Annotated in this window: 19 protein-coding genes; 7 read left to right on the top strand and 12 right to left on the bottom strand. The window is 65.0% G+C overall.

The window, feature by feature from the left end:
- The first annotated feature begins 92 nt into the window (after window positions 1-92).
- From ADBZ9O_RS10360 to ADBZ9O_RS10345, 4 genes are all read left to right on the top strand, one after another.
- Window positions 93-443: a DUF485 domain-containing protein gene (locus ADBZ9O_RS10360; protein ID WP_526530857.1), complete on the top strand. Its 351-nt coding sequence runs from the start codon at window positions 93-95 to the stop codon at window positions 441-443.
- A complete protein-coding gene (locus tag ADBZ9O_RS10355) occupies window positions 440-2077 on the top strand; it encodes a monocarboxylic acid transporter (protein ID WP_526530855.1) in 1638 nt (545 codons plus the stop codon). Before ADBZ9O_RS10360 ends, ADBZ9O_RS10355 begins: the two co-directional genes overlap by 4 nt.
- 65 nt (window positions 2078-2142) lie before the next feature.
- The gene (locus ADBZ9O_RS10350; RefSeq protein WP_526530853.1) at window positions 2143-3366 is read left to right on the top strand and encodes an MFS transporter; all 1224 of its coding nucleotides are present in this window, start codon (window positions 2143-2145) and stop codon (window positions 3364-3366) included.
- An 83-nt stretch (window positions 3367-3449) separates the two neighbouring features.
- The gene (locus ADBZ9O_RS10345; protein ID WP_526524756.1) at window positions 3450-4700 is read left to right on the top strand and encodes an IS30 family transposase; all 1251 of its coding nucleotides are present in this window, start codon (window positions 3450-3452) and stop codon (window positions 4698-4700) included.
- Between the two features lie 53 nt (window positions 4701-4753).
- Here the strand turns inward: ADBZ9O_RS10345 and ADBZ9O_RS10340 are convergent, their stop codons facing one another.
- Window positions 4754-4960, bottom strand: coding sequence for a DUF5302 family protein (locus tag ADBZ9O_RS10340; protein WP_526530851.1), 207 nt, complete (start codon window positions 4958-4960; stop codon window positions 4754-4756).
- Window positions 4961-4976: 16 nt separating this feature from the next.
- Window positions 4977-5420, bottom strand: coding sequence for a PPOX class F420-dependent oxidoreductase (locus ADBZ9O_RS10335; RefSeq protein WP_526530849.1), 444 nt, complete (start codon window positions 5418-5420; stop codon window positions 4977-4979).
- A 94-nt stretch (window positions 5421-5514) separates the two neighbouring features.
- Here ADBZ9O_RS10335 and ADBZ9O_RS10330 point away from each other — a divergent pair, with 94 nt between their 5' ends.
- Window positions 5515-6354 carry a class I SAM-dependent methyltransferase gene (locus ADBZ9O_RS10330; RefSeq protein ID WP_526530847.1) on the top strand — a complete coding sequence of 280 codons (840 nt, stop codon included), beginning with the start codon at window positions 5515-5517 and terminating at the stop codon, window positions 6352-6354.
- A gap of 11 nt (window positions 6355-6365) precedes the next feature.
- Here ADBZ9O_RS10330 and ADBZ9O_RS10325 read toward each other — a convergent pair whose 3' ends face one another.
- On the bottom strand, window positions 6366-6728 hold the full coding sequence (locus ADBZ9O_RS10325; protein ID WP_526530845.1) for an Rv1152 family transcriptional regulator: 363 nt from the start codon (window positions 6726-6728) through the stop codon (window positions 6366-6368).
- Window positions 6729-6764: 36 nt separating this feature from the next.
- Here ADBZ9O_RS10325 and ADBZ9O_RS10320 point away from each other — a divergent pair, with 36 nt between their 5' ends.
- A complete protein-coding gene (locus ADBZ9O_RS10320) occupies window positions 6765-7490 on the top strand; it encodes an SIR2 family NAD-dependent protein deacylase (RefSeq protein WP_526530843.1) in 726 nt (241 codons plus the stop codon).
- Window positions 7491-7494: 4 nt separating this feature from the next.
- On the opposite strand, the gene ADBZ9O_RS10315 is transcribed toward ADBZ9O_RS10320, so the two are convergent.
- The 9 genes from ADBZ9O_RS10315 to ADBZ9O_RS10275 form a co-directional block, all read right to left on the bottom strand.
- Complete coding sequence (locus ADBZ9O_RS10315; RefSeq protein ID WP_526530841.1) at window positions 7495-8199, bottom strand: DUF1275 family protein; 705 nt, start codon at window positions 8197-8199, stop codon at window positions 7495-7497.
- Between the two features lie 9 nt (window positions 8200-8208).
- A complete protein-coding gene (locus ADBZ9O_RS10310) occupies window positions 8209-9804 on the bottom strand; it encodes a gamma-glutamyltransferase family protein (RefSeq protein ID WP_526530839.1) in 1596 nt (531 codons plus the stop codon).
- A 51-nt stretch (window positions 9805-9855) separates the two neighbouring features.
- Window positions 9856-10605, bottom strand: a complete 750-nt coding sequence (locus tag ADBZ9O_RS10305) for an amino acid ABC transporter ATP-binding protein (RefSeq protein WP_526533033.1) — start codon at window positions 10603-10605, stop codon at window positions 9856-9858.
- Window positions 10606-10667: 62 nt separating this feature from the next.
- Window positions 10668-11471, bottom strand: a complete 804-nt coding sequence (locus ADBZ9O_RS10300; RefSeq protein ID WP_526530837.1) for an amino acid ABC transporter permease — start codon at window positions 11469-11471, stop codon at window positions 10668-10670.
- 42 nt (window positions 11472-11513) lie between these two features.
- Window positions 11514-12362 (bottom strand): ABC transporter substrate-binding protein, encoded by an 849-nt coding sequence (locus ADBZ9O_RS10295; RefSeq protein ID WP_526530835.1) that lies wholly within the window; start codon window positions 12360-12362, stop codon window positions 11514-11516.
- A 159-nt stretch (window positions 12363-12521) separates the two neighbouring features.
- Complete coding sequence (locus ADBZ9O_RS10290; protein ID WP_526530833.1) at window positions 12522-13193, bottom strand: TetR/AcrR family transcriptional regulator; 672 nt, start codon at window positions 13191-13193, stop codon at window positions 12522-12524.
- Between the two features lie 25 nt (window positions 13194-13218).
- A complete protein-coding gene (locus ADBZ9O_RS10285) occupies window positions 13219-13800 on the bottom strand; it encodes a class I SAM-dependent methyltransferase (RefSeq protein WP_526533031.1) in 582 nt (193 codons plus the stop codon).
- Between the two features lie 43 nt (window positions 13801-13843).
- Complete coding sequence (locus ADBZ9O_RS10280; protein WP_526530831.1) at window positions 13844-14548, bottom strand: TetR/AcrR family transcriptional regulator; 705 nt, start codon at window positions 14546-14548, stop codon at window positions 13844-13846.
- Window positions 14545-16812, bottom strand: coding sequence for an MMPL family transporter (locus ADBZ9O_RS10275; protein ID WP_526533029.1), 2268 nt, complete (start codon window positions 16810-16812; stop codon window positions 14545-14547). Before ADBZ9O_RS10275 ends, ADBZ9O_RS10280 begins: the two co-directional genes overlap by 4 nt.
- Before the next feature lie 372 nt (window positions 16813-17184).
- Here ADBZ9O_RS10275 and ADBZ9O_RS10270 point away from each other — a divergent pair, with 372 nt between their 5' ends.
- Window positions 17185-17310: a hypothetical protein gene (locus tag ADBZ9O_RS10270; protein ID WP_526530829.1), complete on the top strand. Its 126-nt coding sequence runs from the start codon at window positions 17185-17187 to the stop codon at window positions 17308-17310.
- Window positions 17311-17383 lie beyond the last annotated feature (73 nt).

The raw sequence follows: 17383 nt of genomic DNA, 5'->3' as shown, positions 1-17383 counted from the left end.
CGGACCACCCTGGAAAAGCCCTGTGAATGTGATGCCGGTCTCAATAGGCTTTTCCGCACACGCAGTTCACATCGAGGTCAGGAGCACCCGCGGTGTCCACCACCGATCTGCCATCTGCCCCCACCGGGGAGCAGTTCATCGCCATCCAGGCCAGTCCGGAGTTCCAGGAACTCCGGACTCGCTTACGTCGCTTCGTCTTTCCGATGACAGCGTTCTTCCTCATCTGGTACGCCACCTACGTCGTCCTGGGCGCCTTCTTCGACGACTTCATGGCCACACCGGTATTCGGCAATGTCAACGTCGGCCTGCTGATCGGGCTGGGCCAGTTCTTGACCACCTTCATCATCACCGGCCTTTATGTCCGGTTCGCCAATCGTGAACTCGATCCACGGGCCGCGGCCCTTCGCAACGAGATTGAAGGATCAGAAGAGGTGGCCACATGAGCTTCACCGTCCTCGCCGCCGAGACCGTCGGCAATCCCGCGGCCAATATCGGCATCTTCGCCGCCTTCGTCGTCATCACGATGGTCGTGGTGATCAAGGCCAGCAAGAAGAACGCGACCGCCGACGAGTTCTTCACCGGCGGCCGCTCCTTCTCCGGACCGCAAAACGGCATCGCCATCGCCGGTGACTACCTGTCAGCGGCCAGCTTCCTCGGTATCGCCGGCGCTATCGCCGTCTACGGGTATGACGGCTTCCTCTACTCCATCGGGTTCCTGGTGGCGTGGCTGGTGGCCTTGCTACTGGTGGCCGAATTGCTCCGCAACACCGGCAAATTCACGATGGCCGACGTCCTGAGCTTCCGGCTGCGGCAGCGTCCGGTGCGGATGGCGGCCGCCACCTCCACCCTGACGGTCTCGCTGTTCTACCTACTGGCCCAGATGGCCGGCGCCGGTGGTTTGGTCGCACTGCTGCTCGATATCAAGGGCCGCGGCGGCCAGTCACTGGTGATCGCGGTCGTCGGCATCCTGATGATCGTCTACGTGCTCGTCGGCGGGATGAAGGGCACCACCTGGGTGCAGATCATCAAGGCCTGCCTGCTGATCGCCGGTGCCGGGTTGATGACGGTCATGGTGCTGGCCAAGTTCGGGCTGAACTTCTCCGAGATCCTCGGTTCGGCGCAGACGGCCATCTCCGGGGCCACCACCGAGGGTGTCGCCAAGCGCGACGTGCTGGCCCCCGGCGCGCAGTACGGCGGCTCGCTGACCTCACAGATCAACTTCATCTCACTGGCGCTGGCCCTGGTGCTCGGTACCGCGGGCCTGCCGCACGTGTTGATGCGGTTCTACACCGTGCCGACCGCCAAGGAAGCGCGTCGCTCGGTGGTCTGGGCCATCGCACTGATCGGCGCGTTCTACCTGTTCACCCTGGTGCTCGGGTATGGCGCTGCGGCACTGGTCGGTCCTGACCGCATCCTGTCCGCGGCCGGCGGGGTGAACTCGGCGGCACCGCTGCTGGCGTTCGAACTGGGTGGCGTCGTACTACTTGGCATCATCTCGGCGGTCGCTTTCGCGACCATCCTGGCCGTCGTCGCCGGTCTGACGATCACGGCCTCGGCGTCCTTCGCGCACGATATCTACGCCAACCTGGTGCGCCACGGGGAACGCAAGGTCACCGAGCAGGAGCAGGTCCGGGTCTCCCGGATCACCGCCGTGGTGCTGGGCGTGATGGCGATCGGCCTCGGCATTCTGGCCAACGGGCAGAACGTGGCCTTCCTGGTGGCGCTGGCGTTCGCGGTCGCCGCCGCGGCGAACCTGCCGACCATCATCTTCTCGCTGTACTGGGCCCGATTCAACACCCGCGGCGCGTTGTGGAGCATGTACGGCGGGCTGATTTCGACGCTGGTGCTGATCGTCTTCTCGCCTGCGGTGTCCGGTGCGAAAACAGCGATGATCCCCAGCGTGGATTTCGCCTGGTTCCCGCTGGCTAACCCCGGCATCGTCTCCATTCCGCTGGCCTTCATCCTGGGCGTCGTCGGCACGCTGACCTCCTCGGAGCGCGGCGACCCTGGCGTCAACGCCGAGATGGAAGTTCGGTCCCTGACCGGTGTCGGCGCCGAGAAGGCGATCAGCCACTGATTGTGTGGTGAGTCTCTCGCCTTGTGTGGGGCATGTGCTGCGGTCCTGATGCGTTGACCCACCACATGCCCCACACTCGGCGAGACGTCGCGGCGGCCGTACCATCAGCCGTGCCCTCGGCCCGCAGGCGCTTCGGATTCGCCCTCCTGACTTACGCATTCGTGGCCGTCATGATCGGCACCACGCTGCCGACCCCGATGTATGCGCTCTACGCCGACCGAATGCATTTCACGGTCGTCACCACCACGGTCATCTTCGCGACGTATGCGGTGGGTGTGCTCGTTGCGCTGCTGGCGTTCGGTCGATGGTCCGATGCGGTCGGCAGACGACCGATGCTGCTTGCCGGTGTCGGGTGCGCCCTGGCCAGCGCCGTGCTCTTTCTGTTCGCCCATTCGGTGCCTGAGCTGTTGGTGGCCCGCGTGTTATCCGGTCTGTCGGCCGGCCTGTTCACCGGAACCGCCACCGCCGCCGTCATCGAGGCCGCGCCGCAGAGCTGGCGATCCCGGGCGGCCGCGGTCGCCACGGTCGCCAATATCGGCGGACTTGGGCTCGGCCCGTTGATCGCCGGGATTCTGGTGCAGTACGCGCCCGCACCGCTGTATCTGAGTTTCGGCGTGCATATCGTGCTGATGCTTCTTGCCGGCGGCGCCGTGCTGTTCGCCGCCGAAACCTCGGAGCGCCAAGGGAAAATCGGCGTCCAACGGCTGGCCATCCCGCCGGAGACCAGAGCGGTGTTCTACACCGCCGTGACGGCCGCGTTCGCCGGTTTTGCGGTGACGGGACTGTTCACCGCGGTGGCACCATCGTTTGTTTCCGGGGTGATCGGGATCGGCAACCATGCGGTCGCCGGGCTGATCGTGTCCTCGGTGTTCGCCGCGTCAGCGGTGGCACAACTCCTGGCGATCCGGATCCCCTCGGCACGCGCCGTGGCGGTGGGCTGCGCGCTGCTGGTGGTGGGTATGGCCATGTTGGCTGTGGCCCTGCACTTTTCGTCGCTGGTCGGCTTGATCGCGGCCGCTGTGGTCGCCGGCGTCGGACAGGGGATGAGCTTCGGGCGCGGTTTGGCGGCGGTCTCCGAACGGACCCCGCCGGAGCGTCGGGCCGAGGTCAGCTCGACCTACTTCGTCATCGCCTATATCGCCATCTCGGTTCCGGTGATCGGCGAGGGCGTGGCCAGCCAGGCTTGGGGACTGCGGACCGCAGGCGTGACGTTCGCGATCGCCGTCGCAGTGTTGTCGGCCGTCTGCCTGGTCGCAGTCCTACTCCAAGAACGCGCGAACAAGATCTAGCTCTGGCGAGCGTGCAGCCATGTGCATTTCGCCCGGCTTGGGTTTAAGCGGTCATTGCAACAGCCTCCATCTGAGGGGTTGTTATGGGTGCGATGCGGTTGGCGTGTGTAGAGCGTCAGTTCTGGGATTTGATTGCCCACGGGATACTGCCCCGAGAGGCCGGGATCGCTGTCGGCGTGTCAGGGCTCACCGGTTATCGTTGGTTTGCTGAGCTCGGTGGGGTGAAACCACGATTTCCCGACAACGGAGTACGGCGGAGGCCTCGGCTTAGCCTCGAGGAACGCGAAGAGATCCAAGACGGTATTGCTCGCGGTGAGTCGATCCAATCGATAGCGCGGCGATTGAAGCGCGCGGCCTCGACAGTGATGCGCGAGATCAACCGTAATGGCAAGTGCCGCGGTAGGTATCGATCGCGGTATAGGTTCGGGGTCCGTCAGGGTGGGTGGGATGCCCAGCCGCGGTATCGGGCCAGCACCGCTCACGGGCATGCCCGGCGGCGGGCCCGGCGTGGCAGGCCGGGCAGGCTCGCGACTAATGCGCGGCTCCACGAGGAGGTGCAGACTCGGTTGAGCGTCGAGCAGCACAGCCCCGAGCAGATCGCTGCACGGCTGGTGATCGACTTCCCCGACGATCCGGAGATGCGGGTGTCCTACGAGACCATCTATCAAGCGATTTACGTTCAGGGCAAAGGGAATCTGCGCCGCGAGCTACATCAGTGTCTCCGCACTGGGCGGGCGTTACGTAGACCGCATCGCCGTGCCGATGAGCGTCGCGGACGTATCCGGGACATGGTCAACATCAGTGAGCGCCCACCTGAGGTGGAGGACCGCGCGGTGCCTGGGCATTGGGAAGGCGATCTGATCATGGGCAGCGTGGCGTCTGGCTCGGCGATCGGCACCGTGGTGGAGCGCGCCAGCCGGTTCCTAATGCTGCTGCACTTGCCCGATGGTCACGGCGCCACCGCGGTACAAGAGGCGATTGTGGCCAAGATGGCCGCGCTGCCGGCGATCCTGCGTCAGACCCTGACCTGGGATCAGGGCCGGGAGATGACCAACCACGCCGCGGTCGCCGCGGCGACCGATTTGGACATCTACTTCTGCGACCCGCATTCGCCGTGGCAGCGTGGCACCAACGAGAACACCAACGGACTGCTGCGCCAATACTTTGCCAAAGGCACCGACCTATCGGTGTTTCCGGCTGACTATCTCGACTACATCGCCATCAAACTCAACAACCGACCCCGCAAAACCCTCGATTGGAAAACCCCAACCGAAGCCCTCGACGAGCTACTGTCGAACCCGTTCAAACCACCAGCTGTTGCATCCACAGCTTAAAACTGCCCGGCACAGAGTGCACATCGGTGCACGTTCGCGGAGATTTAACCGATCTACCCGCTCTTGCGGCGGAATTCCCTGCGGTTCTCGACCGGGCCGGCCTGCGCTTTGGACTGCTTGGATCCGCCATCGCGGTGCTCGGAACCGGAGGCCGCCTTGGTGTTCTTGCGTTCGAGCGCCTCGCGGAACTTTCGCTTGTTGTCACTTTCGGGCGCGGAGTCTTGCGGTGCGGAGTCCGCCGGTGCGGATTCTTTGGCCATGCTCGCAGCGTAGCGCCTATCTCATGCCCGGCGGCATCCCGTAGACATGCGAGATCGGCAGCGTCAGCAGGACCCGGCGGTCGGTCACCATCGCGCGGCGGTAGTCGTCCCAGTCGGGATGCTCACCGGCAATGTTGCGGTAGAGGGCAATCAGCGCCTCGACGGTGTCATCGTCGGGTGCGGTGGCAGGCGGAGTGAGCACGGCGTCGCCCTCGGCGACCGCATAGGACCAGCCGTCGTCGGAGCTGACCAGAACCGATGCTCGCGGGTCGCGCCGTAGATTGCGCGTTTTGGCCCGCGGTTCGGTGATCGATACGGCGATGACGAGGTTGTGCGCGTCGAAGTGGTAGCTCACATTCGACAGCTGTGGTCGTCCATCACCTTTGATGGTGGCCAACACGCCCAGCGAGTTGCCATTGATGACGGCGAGCAGCTTGTCGTCGAAAACCTGTCTGGCCATCTTCCGAGCGTACGTCGCCGGGCCGGCAGAGCCCCCGTTTCGGCCACGCCGGTCGAACTGAGCCGACAGCTCCGACCGGTAGGGTTTATCTCCGATGAGTGCCATCCGACATAAAGCCGAACTGACCGGAGTCTCCGAGACCGCGTTGCTGACGCTGAACGCGCGTGCGCAGGAGGCGCGCCGAGCTGACGCGATCATCGACGATCCGATGGCGATCAGCCTGGTCGAGGCGATCGACGCCGATTTCGGCAAATTCGGGTCGCCCCGCCAAGAGATCGCGCTGCGGGCCCGCGCCTTTGACCTGATCACCAAGCGCTATCTGGCCAGTCACCCCGACGCTACCGTCGTCGCGTTGGCCGAAGGTTTGCAGACCAGCTTCTGGCGGCTTGACGCCAGCCTGCACGCCAGCCGATTCCATTGGCTGACAGTCGATCTGCCGCCCATCATCGAGATCCGGCGCCGGTTGCTGCCGGACACACCTCGGGTGTCGCTATGCGCACAGTCCGCCCTGGACTACAGCTGGATGGACCGGGTGGACACCGGCTCGAAGACCGGCGACGGCGTCTTCATCACCGCCGAAGGCCTGTTGATGTATCTGCAGCCCGAACAGGCGCTCGGGTTGATCGCCGAGTGCGCCAAACGATTCCCCGGCGGGCAGATGCTCTTTGACCTACCGCCGACCTGGTTCAGCGCGATCGCACGATGGGGCATGCTGCGGCCGTCGCTGCGCTACACGGTGCCCGCGATGCCGTTCAGCCGATCGACAGATGATCTGGCGGAGCTCGCGAACACCATTCCCGGGATCCGTGCCGTCCGTGATCTGCAGATGCCACCGGGACGCGGCTGGGTGTTCAACACGCTGCTGTCGACCGTGTATCAGGTGAGCCTGCTCGACCCGTTGCGGCCAACCCTGACCCTGTTGGAATTCGGCTGACCCGGTTCGGCTCAGTCGAAAGCGGTGTCGATATAGCGCAGCGCCTCCACCTTCCCGAGCCCCAGCGCCCGGGCCGCTTCCACATAGGCGTGTGCGGCCGACGCCATCGCCGCGTCGGCCGGATCCGCCCTGGCGATGAAACTGCCGAAGCGGCCGCGGGTTTCGAGAATGCCCGCGGTTTCCAGTTCGCGGTAGGCCCGCGCCACCGTGTTCACCGCCAACCCCAACCGTGACGCCAACTCGCGCACGGTGGGCAGCCGCGTCCCCGGCGGCAGCCTGCCATCGCGCACCCCGTCGATGATCTGACCCCGCAGTTGATCGAACAACGGTTTCGCGGCGTGCCCGTCAACCCGTAACCAATCCCCCAGCTCCACGTGTTCAGTATCCAACAGACCAGCTATTTTGGTGATGTGCGCATAGCGGTCCTCAGCGGTGCGGGCATCTCCGCGGAAAGCGGCGTGCCCACCTTCCGCGATGACAAGAACGGGTTGTGGGCGCGGTTCGATCCCTATGAGCTCTCCAGCACCAAAGGCTGGGCGGAGCATCCCGAGCGGGTGTGGGCCTGGTATTTGTGGCGCCACCATCTGGTTACGCGGGTCGAGCCGAATGCCGGCCACCGCGCGGTCGCGGACTGGCGCAGCCATTCTGGGGTCAGCAACGCCACCGTCATCACCCAGAATGTCGACAACCTGCACGAGCGGGCGGGCAGCACCCCGGTACACCACCTGCACGGCAGTCTGTTCGAATTCCGTTGCGATGCTTGCGGTTCCCGCTACCACGGGCCGCTGCAAGATGTTCCGGAGCCCATCCTGGAGCTGGCGCCGCCGGTGTGCGCGATCTGCGCAGGCCTGATCCGACCCGATATCGTCTGGTTCGGCGAACCGCTGCCCGACGCACCATGGCAGGCAGCAGTGGACGCGGTCAGCCTGGCCGATGTCCTTGTCGTCGTCGGAACCTCGGGGCTGGTGTACCCCGCCGCCGGCCTGCCCGATATCGCGATGTCGCGTGGAGCGGTGGTCGTCGAGGTCAATCCCGAAGCAACACCGCTGTCAGACAATGCCACCGTCACCATCCGGGAAAGCGCGAGCACGGCGCTACCCACCCTGCTGGAGCGTTTGCCGATCCTGCTCGGTTAGCGGGTCAGCCGGGTGCCGTCGCTCGCTGCCAGTAACGATGCCCGATCACACCGCAGAGGCCAGTGGCGACCGCCGCCGCGTACACGGGAACGCAGATGTGCAGTTTCATCAACAGTCCGCCGACCAGTGCCCCCGAAAAGATCGCCACCACGGCCCACAGCCGCCGGTGGGTGAACCAGGACAGACCGCCCAGGAACAGGGTCTCGCTGGCATAGGAGGTGATCGTGGAGGTGACCACCACGGTCGTCATATCGGGCACCGCGAGGAAACGTGCGATCGACGCCTGCGCGCCCATCACGATCGCGATCGTCGCTGCGGTGGCGATGCCACCCCACGATTGGCCGGGGATCGGCGCCACCAGCAGAACGGTCGCCACGGCAGCCAGGACGGCGGCGTTCACCGAGATCGTCGCCGTGACGGCCGTAGTCCACGCGCGGTCCCGTCCGCGGATGAGCCTGCCCACGGTGGCCGCTCCCAGCACGTAGCCGATCAGGGCGATCGCCGGGCCCGCCACCGGAAGGTCATCCTCGGCGGCGATACCCATGCCGAGGATGACAACGTTTCCGGTCATGTTGCCGGTGAACACCCGGTCGAGCCCCAAATACCCGACCGCGTCCAGGGCGCCGGTGACCACGGTGAGCGTCATCATCAGCCACAGCGGCAGGTGGCGATGGGCGAACGGCCGTTGCGTGCCGTACTGCGGGGTCATCCTCCTGACCTACGCGGGTCGGCGGTGCCGCGCGTACTGGACCACGACGGCCGAGCCGTCAGCCCGCGGATCTGCCGCCGCAGTGAGCTGCCCATTACCGTCGACCGCCACCACGTTTGCCTGGCCGAGATCCTCGGTGTGCCGGGGAACGTCGACGATGTCAAGCCCAGATGCGACGAGCGAGGAGACCGCCGCGGTATCGGTGCCTACCTCGATGACGACGGAATCCGAAGAGCAGCGCTGCATTTGGGGACCTACGATCGCACGCGGCGCGGCGACTGCATCGACCGCGGGGGCGCCGCCGAGCATCCGCAGCAGCACCTGGGTGAGGATCTGCGGTTGCCCCTGTCCGCCCATGGTCGCCAGCACATGCCGGATCTCACCGCCCTCGGTCGTCATCACCGGCATCAGGGTATGCAGGGGCCTCTTGCGCGGCGCCAGGACGTTCGGCGACTGCGGATCCAACGAGAAGCTGGTGCCACGATCGTGGAAGAGGATGCCGGTCTGGGGGTCGATCAGCCCAGCACCGAAGGCATGAAACACGCTCTGTATCAACGACACCGCGATACCGTCGCTGTCGACCGCGGCGATTCCGACCGTATCGCCACGAGGCACCGGCGCAGCGGCGGCGACGGCATCGCCGATCGGTGAAGCCGCCCTCAGGTCGCCATGCACCAGGGCGGTCACGTCCACCGGGTCGGTCCGCGGGTCGGCCAGCAGGGTCGACCTCAGCCGGTTGCCGTGGTGAAACAACCGCATCAGGGTGCCGAGTCCGTCACCGAGTGGGTCCGTCGTGCCGAGTTCGTCGATGGCGGCCAGTGCGCGCAGCATCATGAAACCGTGTGTGTTGGGCGGGCTGCTCATCACCGACAGTCCCCCGTACTCAACGGCGATGGGGGCGGTGACCTCCGGTCGGAACTCGGCGAAATCGCTTGCTCCGAGCACGGATTGGTGGGAGCGCAGGTACTGCACAGTGCGGGCCGCCAACGCGCCGGTGTAGAACTCGTCGGCCCCGCCATCACGAAGTGCGGCGATCGTCGCGGCCAGGGCCGGCTGCCGAAAGTCCTCGCCGCCGCGCAGCAGTCGACCGTCGGGACGAAAGACCCGGTCGAAGTCTTCCCCACCGATCAGGTCCTCGTTCTCGGGATCGGCGAGGTGGGTGGCCAGTGACCGGGCAATGGGAACCCCGTCCCTCGCGGCCTGCTCCGCCGGTTGCAGGAGTCGACTCCACGGGAGTCGACCACCGAAGCTGCACAGGGTTTCCCACCCGCGGATGCCACCGGGCACCGTGACCGCGTCGGCTCCGCGCACGGGCAACGATGCGCCGTGCTTGGCCCGCATTGCGACCGCGGAGACGGCGGCCCCGGCCCAGCCCGATGCGTTGACGCACGTGACCGTGCCGTCGGCTGCCCGCACCAGAGCAATGAGATCGCCGCCCAGCGCCACGTTGTGGGGATACACCACGGCCAGCACGGCGGCCGCGGTGATGGCGGCGTCGATCGCACTTCCGCCGTCCCGGAAGGCACCTATCGCCGCCTCCGTGGCCAGGGCATGCGGTGTGGCGATGGCACCACTGAAGGACGTGGACCGGTCGGACGTGGGCACGCGTGAACTACCTCCTCGTGAGGATGGGTTGGTGATCGTCGAAGTGAAGGGTCAATTGATGGTCGACAGGAACGTTCTGGTCCGTTCGTTCTTCGGATGGGCGAACAACTCCTGCGGCGGTGCATCCTCGATGATGCGACCGGCATCCATCACGATGATCCGGTCCGCGACGTCGCGGGCGAACCGCATCTCGTGGGTCACCACCACCATCGTCATCTGTTCCCGGGCGAGCTCGCGCATCACCTCGAGGACCTCACCGACCATCTCGACGTCGAGCGCACTCGTCGGTTCGTCGAAGAGCATGACCTTAGGTCGCATCGCCAAAGCACGTGCGATCGCGACGCGCTGCTGTTGCCCGCCGGAGAGCTGGCTCGGACGGGATTCACCTTTGTCGCCCAACCCCACTCGGCTGAGCAACGCCTGCGCGTCCGCTCTGGCTTTGTCTTTGGACTGACCGAGCACCCGGACCGGGGCGTTCCAGACGTTCTCCAACGCCGTCATGTGCGGGAAGAGATTGAAATGCTGGAAGACGAACCCGATTTCACGCCGCCGACGGGCGAGTTCGGTGGTGCCCACCTTGCGCTGGGAGCCGAGTTCGCGCTGCGCGATCGGCACGCCACCGATGAGAACCTCGCCACTGTCGAGGGATTCCAGGTGGTTCAGCGATCGCAGCAGCGTGGTCTTGCCCGCACCGGAAGGTCCGATCAGCACCACCACCTCACCCCGATGGACGTCGAGGTCGACCTGGTCGAGCACACGTCGTCCGCCGAGCGTGCAACACGCCTTCCGAACAGACACGATAGGCCCGTCGGATGGCGTGGATCCAGTATCTGAATTCATAGTGATGTCCTTGCCCCGGAGGGTCATCCGTGTGGCTGCAGTGTTGCAGCGGCCGGCTCAGTGCTGGTACCCCCGCGCCGCGCTCCCAGCAATCGCTGGGTGATCGGCACCCGCTGTGCGATGCCGAGCTGGCGGGTCAGCCGGTTCTCGATACCGGCCTGGATGAACGTCCAGACGGTGGTCAGTGCCAGGTAATAGATGGCGGCAACGATGAAGATCTCGAAGGTGTGGAAGGTCGCCGAACTGATCGACTGGGTGACCAGGAACATCTCACTGACGCCGATCACGGACAGCACCGATGTCGTCTTCATCATCCCGTTGAATGAGTTGCCCATCGGCGGAACCATGACGCGCAATGACTGCGGGCCGATGATGAACCGCATCAGTTTGGCCGGTGTCATGCCGAGTGAGGCCGCTGCCTCGAACTGTCCCTTGGGCACCGAATCCAAACCTGCCCTGATGATTTCGGCGATATAGGCGCTCTCGTTGATCATCAGACCGAGGATCGCGGCCTGCACCGCTGCCTTCACCGACAAGCCCAGCAGCGAGACATCGTGGAACTGGTAGAGGCCGATGGCCGCCAGGCCGGTGTAAATGATCACCAACTGCACCAGCAACGGCGTCCCGCGGATCACCCAGATGTAGATCCCGGCACACCAACGCACTGCCGCAAACCGCGAACGTCGCATCAACGCGATGGCGAGCCCGACCACGGTGGCCAGCACCATGGCGATGACAGAGATCGCGATGGTCAGCACCAGCCCGTCGAGGAACGCCTCGCTGGGCCGCAGCAGAGACTTCCAGAAGAAAGCCCAATCAAAAGCCACAACATAGCCTTTCGATGAACCGACCGCCCACCATCGGTGGGGTCAGTTCTTGATGTTGAGGTCGGTCATTCCCCACTCGCCGAGGATCTTGTCGTAGGTGCCGTTTGCTTCCAGCTCGCCGAGTGCCGACGCGATGGCGTCATGCAGCGCGGTGTTCCCCTTGAGCGTCGCCGCGCCAATCTTGATGGTGCCGAACGGCTTACCCACAGAGTCAATCTGCGCGCCGGTCTTGGTGGCGTAGTAGCCGAGCGTCTCCGCAGTGTCCATGTATGCGTCAACCTGACCGTTCTGCACCTGCTGGATGGAGACATCAGCCTGGTTGCTGCGGGTGATATCAACCGGTGGCTTGCCTGCCGCCGTGCACTTGTCCGACTGTTCCTGGGCCAACGACTCGGCAGTGGTGGCCACCGCGAGGATCACTTTCTTGCCGCACAGACTGTCGTCGAGCCCGGTGATCGCGGCGGGCTTGGCCCGCGAGACCGCGATGCCGGTTCCGGAATAGACATACGGCACGAAGTCGACGACCGCTTCGCGCTCAGGTTTGATGTAGAGCTGCGCCATGATCACATCGCATTGTTTGGCCTGCAGGGTCGGGATCACGGTGGCGAACGAGGACTCGTGAAACTTCGACTTGAGCCCCATCTGGGTCGCCAGTGCCTTGCCGAGTTCGACTTCACTGCCGACCAATTCACCCGATTCGTCGTGGTAGACGTTGGGCGGTGTGCCGTCGTTGGGCGCGCAGATCGTCAGCGTGCCCGCTTCCAGAATTGTCGGCGGCTGTACCTTCGCCGGACCTGCCGGGCTGGGTCCCGCCTCGGTGGAGGACGACGAACAACCCGCGATTCCGCACAGAACTACACCGGCGACACCGGCAATGAACGCCTTCTTCAACTTTCCTCCAAGGATCAGCAGTGCCACGGACGTCGGCCAGGCGATACCTGCCGTCCTATCGAACGATAGGGCCCTATCGGTCGATAGGGAACTGTTTGGACAAAGTTTTTACGTGGTTGTCACACGGGGCGCGTCGCGGCGGGTAGAAGCCCCGCTGAGCTAGCCGGTTGGTTCGAGCGCGCGCAGGCGAGTACCGGTGGCTTCTCGGATGGCGACCAATCGCGCCTGATCGACGAGAAGTGACCGCACCACGAAGTCCGCGGCCTGCAGCGGACGCTCGCGGCGCTTCCGCCCGGTGGGGCCGCCCTGCTCACGCAGCGTCTCGAACAGCACGCCGTTGATGGCGCGCTGTACGAAACTCGGGTCCGATGGCACGAATTCACCAGCCCGGCGGCCACCCTTGATCACGCGCTCGATCTGGTCATGGAACAGCGCGATACCCTCGCGCTCGGCCTCGAAGTGGTCCAGTGCCAGGACTGCGTCCTGATATAACCCCCTGGCGTCGAATGGCTGCACCAGAATCTCGCGTACGTCGCACGCAATGGCGAGATGGAGCTTCTCCGCCCAACTCGACTTCTCGACGAGCCGCTGATTCATTCGTTCGATCGACGGCCCGAGGTCCAGTTCGACAAGTGCGCGGAAGATCTCGTGCTTGGCCTGGAAGTGATGGAACAGTGACGGCTGACGAATCTGCACGGCGTCGGCGATATCTCGCGTCGAGGTGCCGAAGTACCCGCGCTGGGCGAACAGCTCCGACGCCGCGAGCAGGATGCGCCCCCGCGTCGACGACCAATCGACCGATTTGGGTTCCCAGTCCTGTCCGTACTTCACCGACAAACTCTGACACACTCCGGCGTCAGGGCTTGATCGCCCGGCCCAGCGCGAATTCCGAGACCGGCAGCGGTACCCACGCCGGGAACGTCCACTCATGCCGCGCCGTGGTGAGCACGAACCCGGCATCGCGCATCGACTGCTCGGTATCGCGATGGGTATGGCAGTTGCCCAGTAGCCTGGGCCAGACCGTCGCATCGGCAGCGCGTTGCAGTCCACCGCGCACACCGGCGCTGGCCACATGTTCCAGATAGCGCAGCTCACCGCCCGGCCGGAGTCGCGAATACAGCTGGCGCAGAACGTCATCGGGATCACCGACAGAGCAGAGCACCAGCGAGCACACCACCGCATCGAACGGCGGCGAATCGACCATCGCCTCGACGGTCTCGCCGGTGACCTCGACAGGCACCGACGCGGCGGCCGCGGCCGCACGAGCCGATACCGCCAGGCGTGCCTCCGGTTCGATTGCCACCACCTGCCCGACGGTCTCGGGATAGAGGGCGAAGTTCGTGCCGGTACCGGCCCCGACTTCCAGCACCCGCCCGGTCAGGCCGGCCAGGTTCTCCCGTCGCAGCCGCGTCATCACCTCCGGTTCGCGGGCAGACATCGCTGTCCACAGCCGTGCGAAGAACGGGTTGTCGACAGTAGTTTCAGGTGCCACTGGTCATCCTTTCGAGGGGTCGGCTGAACAGCCAGTCGACGGTCCGCTGCGGCGTAGCGTCTACGCCGACGATGCCCGCGACGATATGGCCGCAGCACACTGCGCGCAGTACGTGGTCGGCGAACATCTCGATATCCCCGAAGGGCAGATGCGGTTTGGCGATCAGCAGGGCCGCAACACCGTGCCCGGCGCTCCACAGTTCTAGCGCCACCGAGGTCGGATCGCCTGGGGCGTAGACACCTTCATCCATCAGGGCCTGTACCGAATCACGCATATGGCCGAACGCCGAACTAGCCAGGGTGGCGTCGACATCGCTGTCCGCGGCGCCGGGACACATCATCGCGATCCGGTACAACTCCGGTGTCGCGATGGCGAACCGGACGTAGGCCAGCCCCTGGGCACGCAGCACGTCCAGTGCGGATGGCTGCCCGACTGCCGCCCCTTGCATCGCCTCATCGAGCTTCTCGAAGAAGCGGGCACACACCGCATCCAGCAGCGCGTCCTTATCCGCGAAATGCAGGTAGATCGACGGCGGCGTGATCCCCACCCGCAGCGCTACCGACCGAATCGAGACAGCTTTGGCATCACCGGTCTTCAACAGGAGTTCGGTTGCCGCGTTGAGGATCTCGTCGTGCAGCCGGTCACCGGAACCACGGGCTGCGCGACGACGACGCGAGCGCGGGCCCAGCGTCATCTGGCCACCGACGCTGCGGCGGGCGTCTTGTCCGGGGCCCCGGATTCGCTGATACCGATCTTGTCGTGCAACCAGACCAGCGGCTTGGGTGCCCACCAATTCCACCGGCCCAGGACATGCATGAATGCGGGCACCAGGACCATCCGCACCAGGGTGGCATCGACGAGCACGGCCAAGGTCAGACCGATTCCGAACATCCGCATGAACGACACCTCGGCGGCGATCAGCGCGGCAAACGATATCGACATCACCAGTGCCGCAGCGGTGATCACCCGGCCCGTTCTGGCCAGCCCCAGGGCGACGCTCTCATCGTTGTCAGCCCTTGTCCGCCCGCTCTCCAGCCAGAATTCACGAATCCGCGAGACCAGGAAGACTTCGTAGTCCATCGACAGACCGAACGCGATGCAGAACAACAGCACCGGCATGTTCGCCACCAGGGTGCCCGTCGATGTCGTGCCGAGTGAGCCCAGGTGACCGTCCTGAAAGATCCACACCAGTGCTCCGAACGCAGCGGTGAGCGAAAGGATGTTCAGCACAAGCGCTTTCAGCGGCAACACGATGCTGCCGGTCAGCAGATACAGCAGCGCGAAGGTGATGACGGCGATGACTCCGAGCACCAACGGCAGCCGCGAGGTGATCGCGTCGACACTGTCCCGGTTGACCTGAGCGACACCGGTCATCTCGACGGCACGACCTCCAGGGCCGGCCACATCGTGCAGTTGCCTCAGTTGGCTCTCCGAGGCGTCGGAGAACAGCGGCGCGGTGCTGCCGACGGTGAGAAACGCGCTGCCGTCCGTCGCACCCGTCGGCGCAGCGGGCGGACCCACCAGATTGCCGCCCACGAATGTTCCCGTCGGTGCCGACACCATGGAAACATCCGAGGCCCTGGACAATTCGGCCGCATAGCGTTCGATATCGGCTGCCGGCAGGCCATTCGCGTCGGGAATGACGACGGTAACCGCGGTATCGGTGTTGGCCGCGAAGCTGGAGCGCAGCTGGTCGCCGACCTCGTGGGCCGATGCCGATTTCGGGAGCACCCGATCATCGGGGAAGCCCCATCGCACGCCGATGAAGGGCACCCCGAGCAACACCAGCAGCGTGACCACGGCCAGACCGATCGGCACCGCCCGGCGCATCACAAATTTCGTTGACCGGTACCAGAACAACTGCTCGACAGGTTTGGATACGGGATCTTCTCGTCGCAGCACCCTCCGGAGCAGCCGACGCACGTCCAGCGAATCCAGTCGGGGGCCCATCAATACGATCGCCGCGGGGGTGACGATGATCGCCGCCAGTGCGGCGAATCCCACCGTCGCGATCCCCGCGTAGGCGAAGGACTTCAGGAAGTACATCGGGAAAAGCACCATGGCCGCCATCGACAGCGCCACGGTGGTGGCCGAGAACGCGACGGTGCGACCGGCCGTCGCCATCGTGCGGATCAGCGCCTGATCCGGTGCCGCGCCACCGGCCAGCTCATCGCGGTACCTGCTGATGATCAGCAACGTGTAATCGATCGCCAGCGCCAAGCCCATCGCGGTGGACAGGTTCAGCGCGAATATCGAGACGTCGGTGGACAGGGTGATCAGCCGCAGCACCGACATCGAACCGACGATCGCCAGCGCGCCGACGGCCATCGGCAAGGCCGCGGCCAGCAGTCCGCCGAACACCCAGACCAGCACCAGGAAGCTCAGGGGTATCGCGATGGACTCCATCAGCAGCAGATCGCGCTGCGTCTGGTAATTGATCTGGGAGTACACCATCGCCGAGCCGCCGGCGCGCACCGTGACGCCCTCGTGTGCGGGCAGCACCTCGGCGGTGACGGTATCGGCCAGTGCCTGCGCGTACTTCTGCGCGTCGTTCTCCCCACCGCCGAGCCCGATGACGATCAACCCGGACGAGCCGTCCTTACTGATCAGATCGGCCGCGGCCGCCGGTGGCGATGTCCACGGGGACACCACTCCCATGACGTGCGGCGCGTCAGTAACCCTGCTGAGGATGTCCATGCCGGTATCGCGGGCCGCAGCGCTGTTGGCGCCACCGGGTGCGGTGACGGTGAACAGCAGCTGCATATCGCTCTGCCCGAACTTCTCGGACAGGAGGTGCGCCGCGCTGGCCGACTCGGACGTCGGATCCTGGAAACCGCCCGACGACAGGCTCTTGGCGACCGGCACACCGAAGACAGCTGCGCCGATCATCACCAGTACCGCCACCATGATGACGCGCTTCGGTGCGGTGATCGCCAGCCGAGCAATTTTGTGCAGCAACACGGCCCCGTCCTTCCGCTCCCCCGGTCCCCGGCGGTAACTTATCGGCGATAACTTAGCAAGGTCAGGCGCCGAACGGTGGGTCACACTGAGGAACACGGTCTTGCTGGCCACAATGTTCACTTGTGAAGGTCTTTAACAGGGGACCCTTACCTGACAACCAGGGTCCGGCGCGCCGCGAGCTCGAAGATTGCGGGCATCAGTGCAGTTCAGAGGGCTAAAGTCGGCCCGAGATGGCGTGTCCAGACCGAAAACCGGCCTACTCGCGAGTAGCAACGGCCCGGCCGCGACCCTACCCAGCAGTAATAATTGCCACCATTTTCCGAAACGTGACTCAATGAACTCTTAATAGTTACCCATACGCTCAGTGTCATGTGGATCGACGACACCAGTGCAGATGTCATCAAGGTTGATTTCGAAGCGCTCTACCACGGAGATTTCCTGGTAGAGGGCGACACCTCGGAACAGCTCGACTACTTGCACCCGCTCGCCAGCTAGCTGGCACCTGACGCCCGACGGGCGCGCATCACCATCGTGTCTACCGTGAGTGCGCCCTGAGCAAAAGCGTTTG

Source organism: Mycobacterium sp. (assembly GCF_965229105.1).
Lineage (GTDB): Bacteria > Actinomycetota > Actinomycetes > Mycobacteriales > Mycobacteriaceae > Mycobacterium.
The sequence above is the reverse complement of the archived record's forward strand: the minus strand, read 5'-3'. Positions and strand labels throughout refer to the sequence as shown.

What these genes read in the sequence shown, in the direction of transcription:
- ADBZ9O_RS10355 (WP_526530855.1), top strand. Translation starts at nt 440, where the DNA reads ATGAGCTTCACCGTCCTCGCCGCCGAGACCGTCGGCAATCCCGCGGCC.
- ADBZ9O_RS10350 (WP_526530853.1), top strand. Translation starts at nt 2,143, where the DNA reads ATGCCCCACACTCGGCGAGACGTCGCGGCGGCCGTACCATCAGCCGTG.
- ADBZ9O_RS10345 (WP_526524756.1), top strand. Translation starts at nt 3,450, where the DNA reads ATGGGTGCGATGCGGTTGGCGTGTGTAGAGCGTCAGTTCTGGGATTTG.
- ADBZ9O_RS10340 (WP_526530851.1), bottom strand. Translation starts at nt 4,960, where the DNA reads ATGGCCAAAGAATCCGCACCGGCGGACTCCGCACCGCAAGACTCCGCG.
- ADBZ9O_RS10335 (WP_526530849.1), bottom strand. Translation starts at nt 5,420, where the DNA reads ATGGCCAGACAGGTTTTCGACGACAAGCTGCTCGCCGTCATCAATGGC.
- ADBZ9O_RS10330 (WP_526530847.1), top strand. Translation starts at nt 5,515, where the DNA reads ATGAGTGCCATCCGACATAAAGCCGAACTGACCGGAGTCTCCGAGACC.
- ADBZ9O_RS10315 (WP_526530841.1), bottom strand. Translation starts at nt 8,199, where the DNA reads ATGACCCCGCAGTACGGCACGCAACGGCCGTTCGCCCATCGCCACCTG.
- ADBZ9O_RS10285 (WP_526533031.1), bottom strand. Translation starts at nt 13,800, where the DNA reads ATGTCTGCCCGCGAACCGGAGGTGATGACGCGGCTGCGACGGGAGAAC.
- ADBZ9O_RS10280 (WP_526530831.1), bottom strand. Translation starts at nt 14,548, where the DNA reads ATGACGCTGGGCCCGCGCTCGCGTCGTCGTCGCGCAGCCCGTGGTTCC.
- ADBZ9O_RS10270 (WP_526530829.1), top strand. Translation starts at nt 17,185, where the DNA reads ATGTGGATCGACGACACCAGTGCAGATGTCATCAAGGTTGATTTCGAA.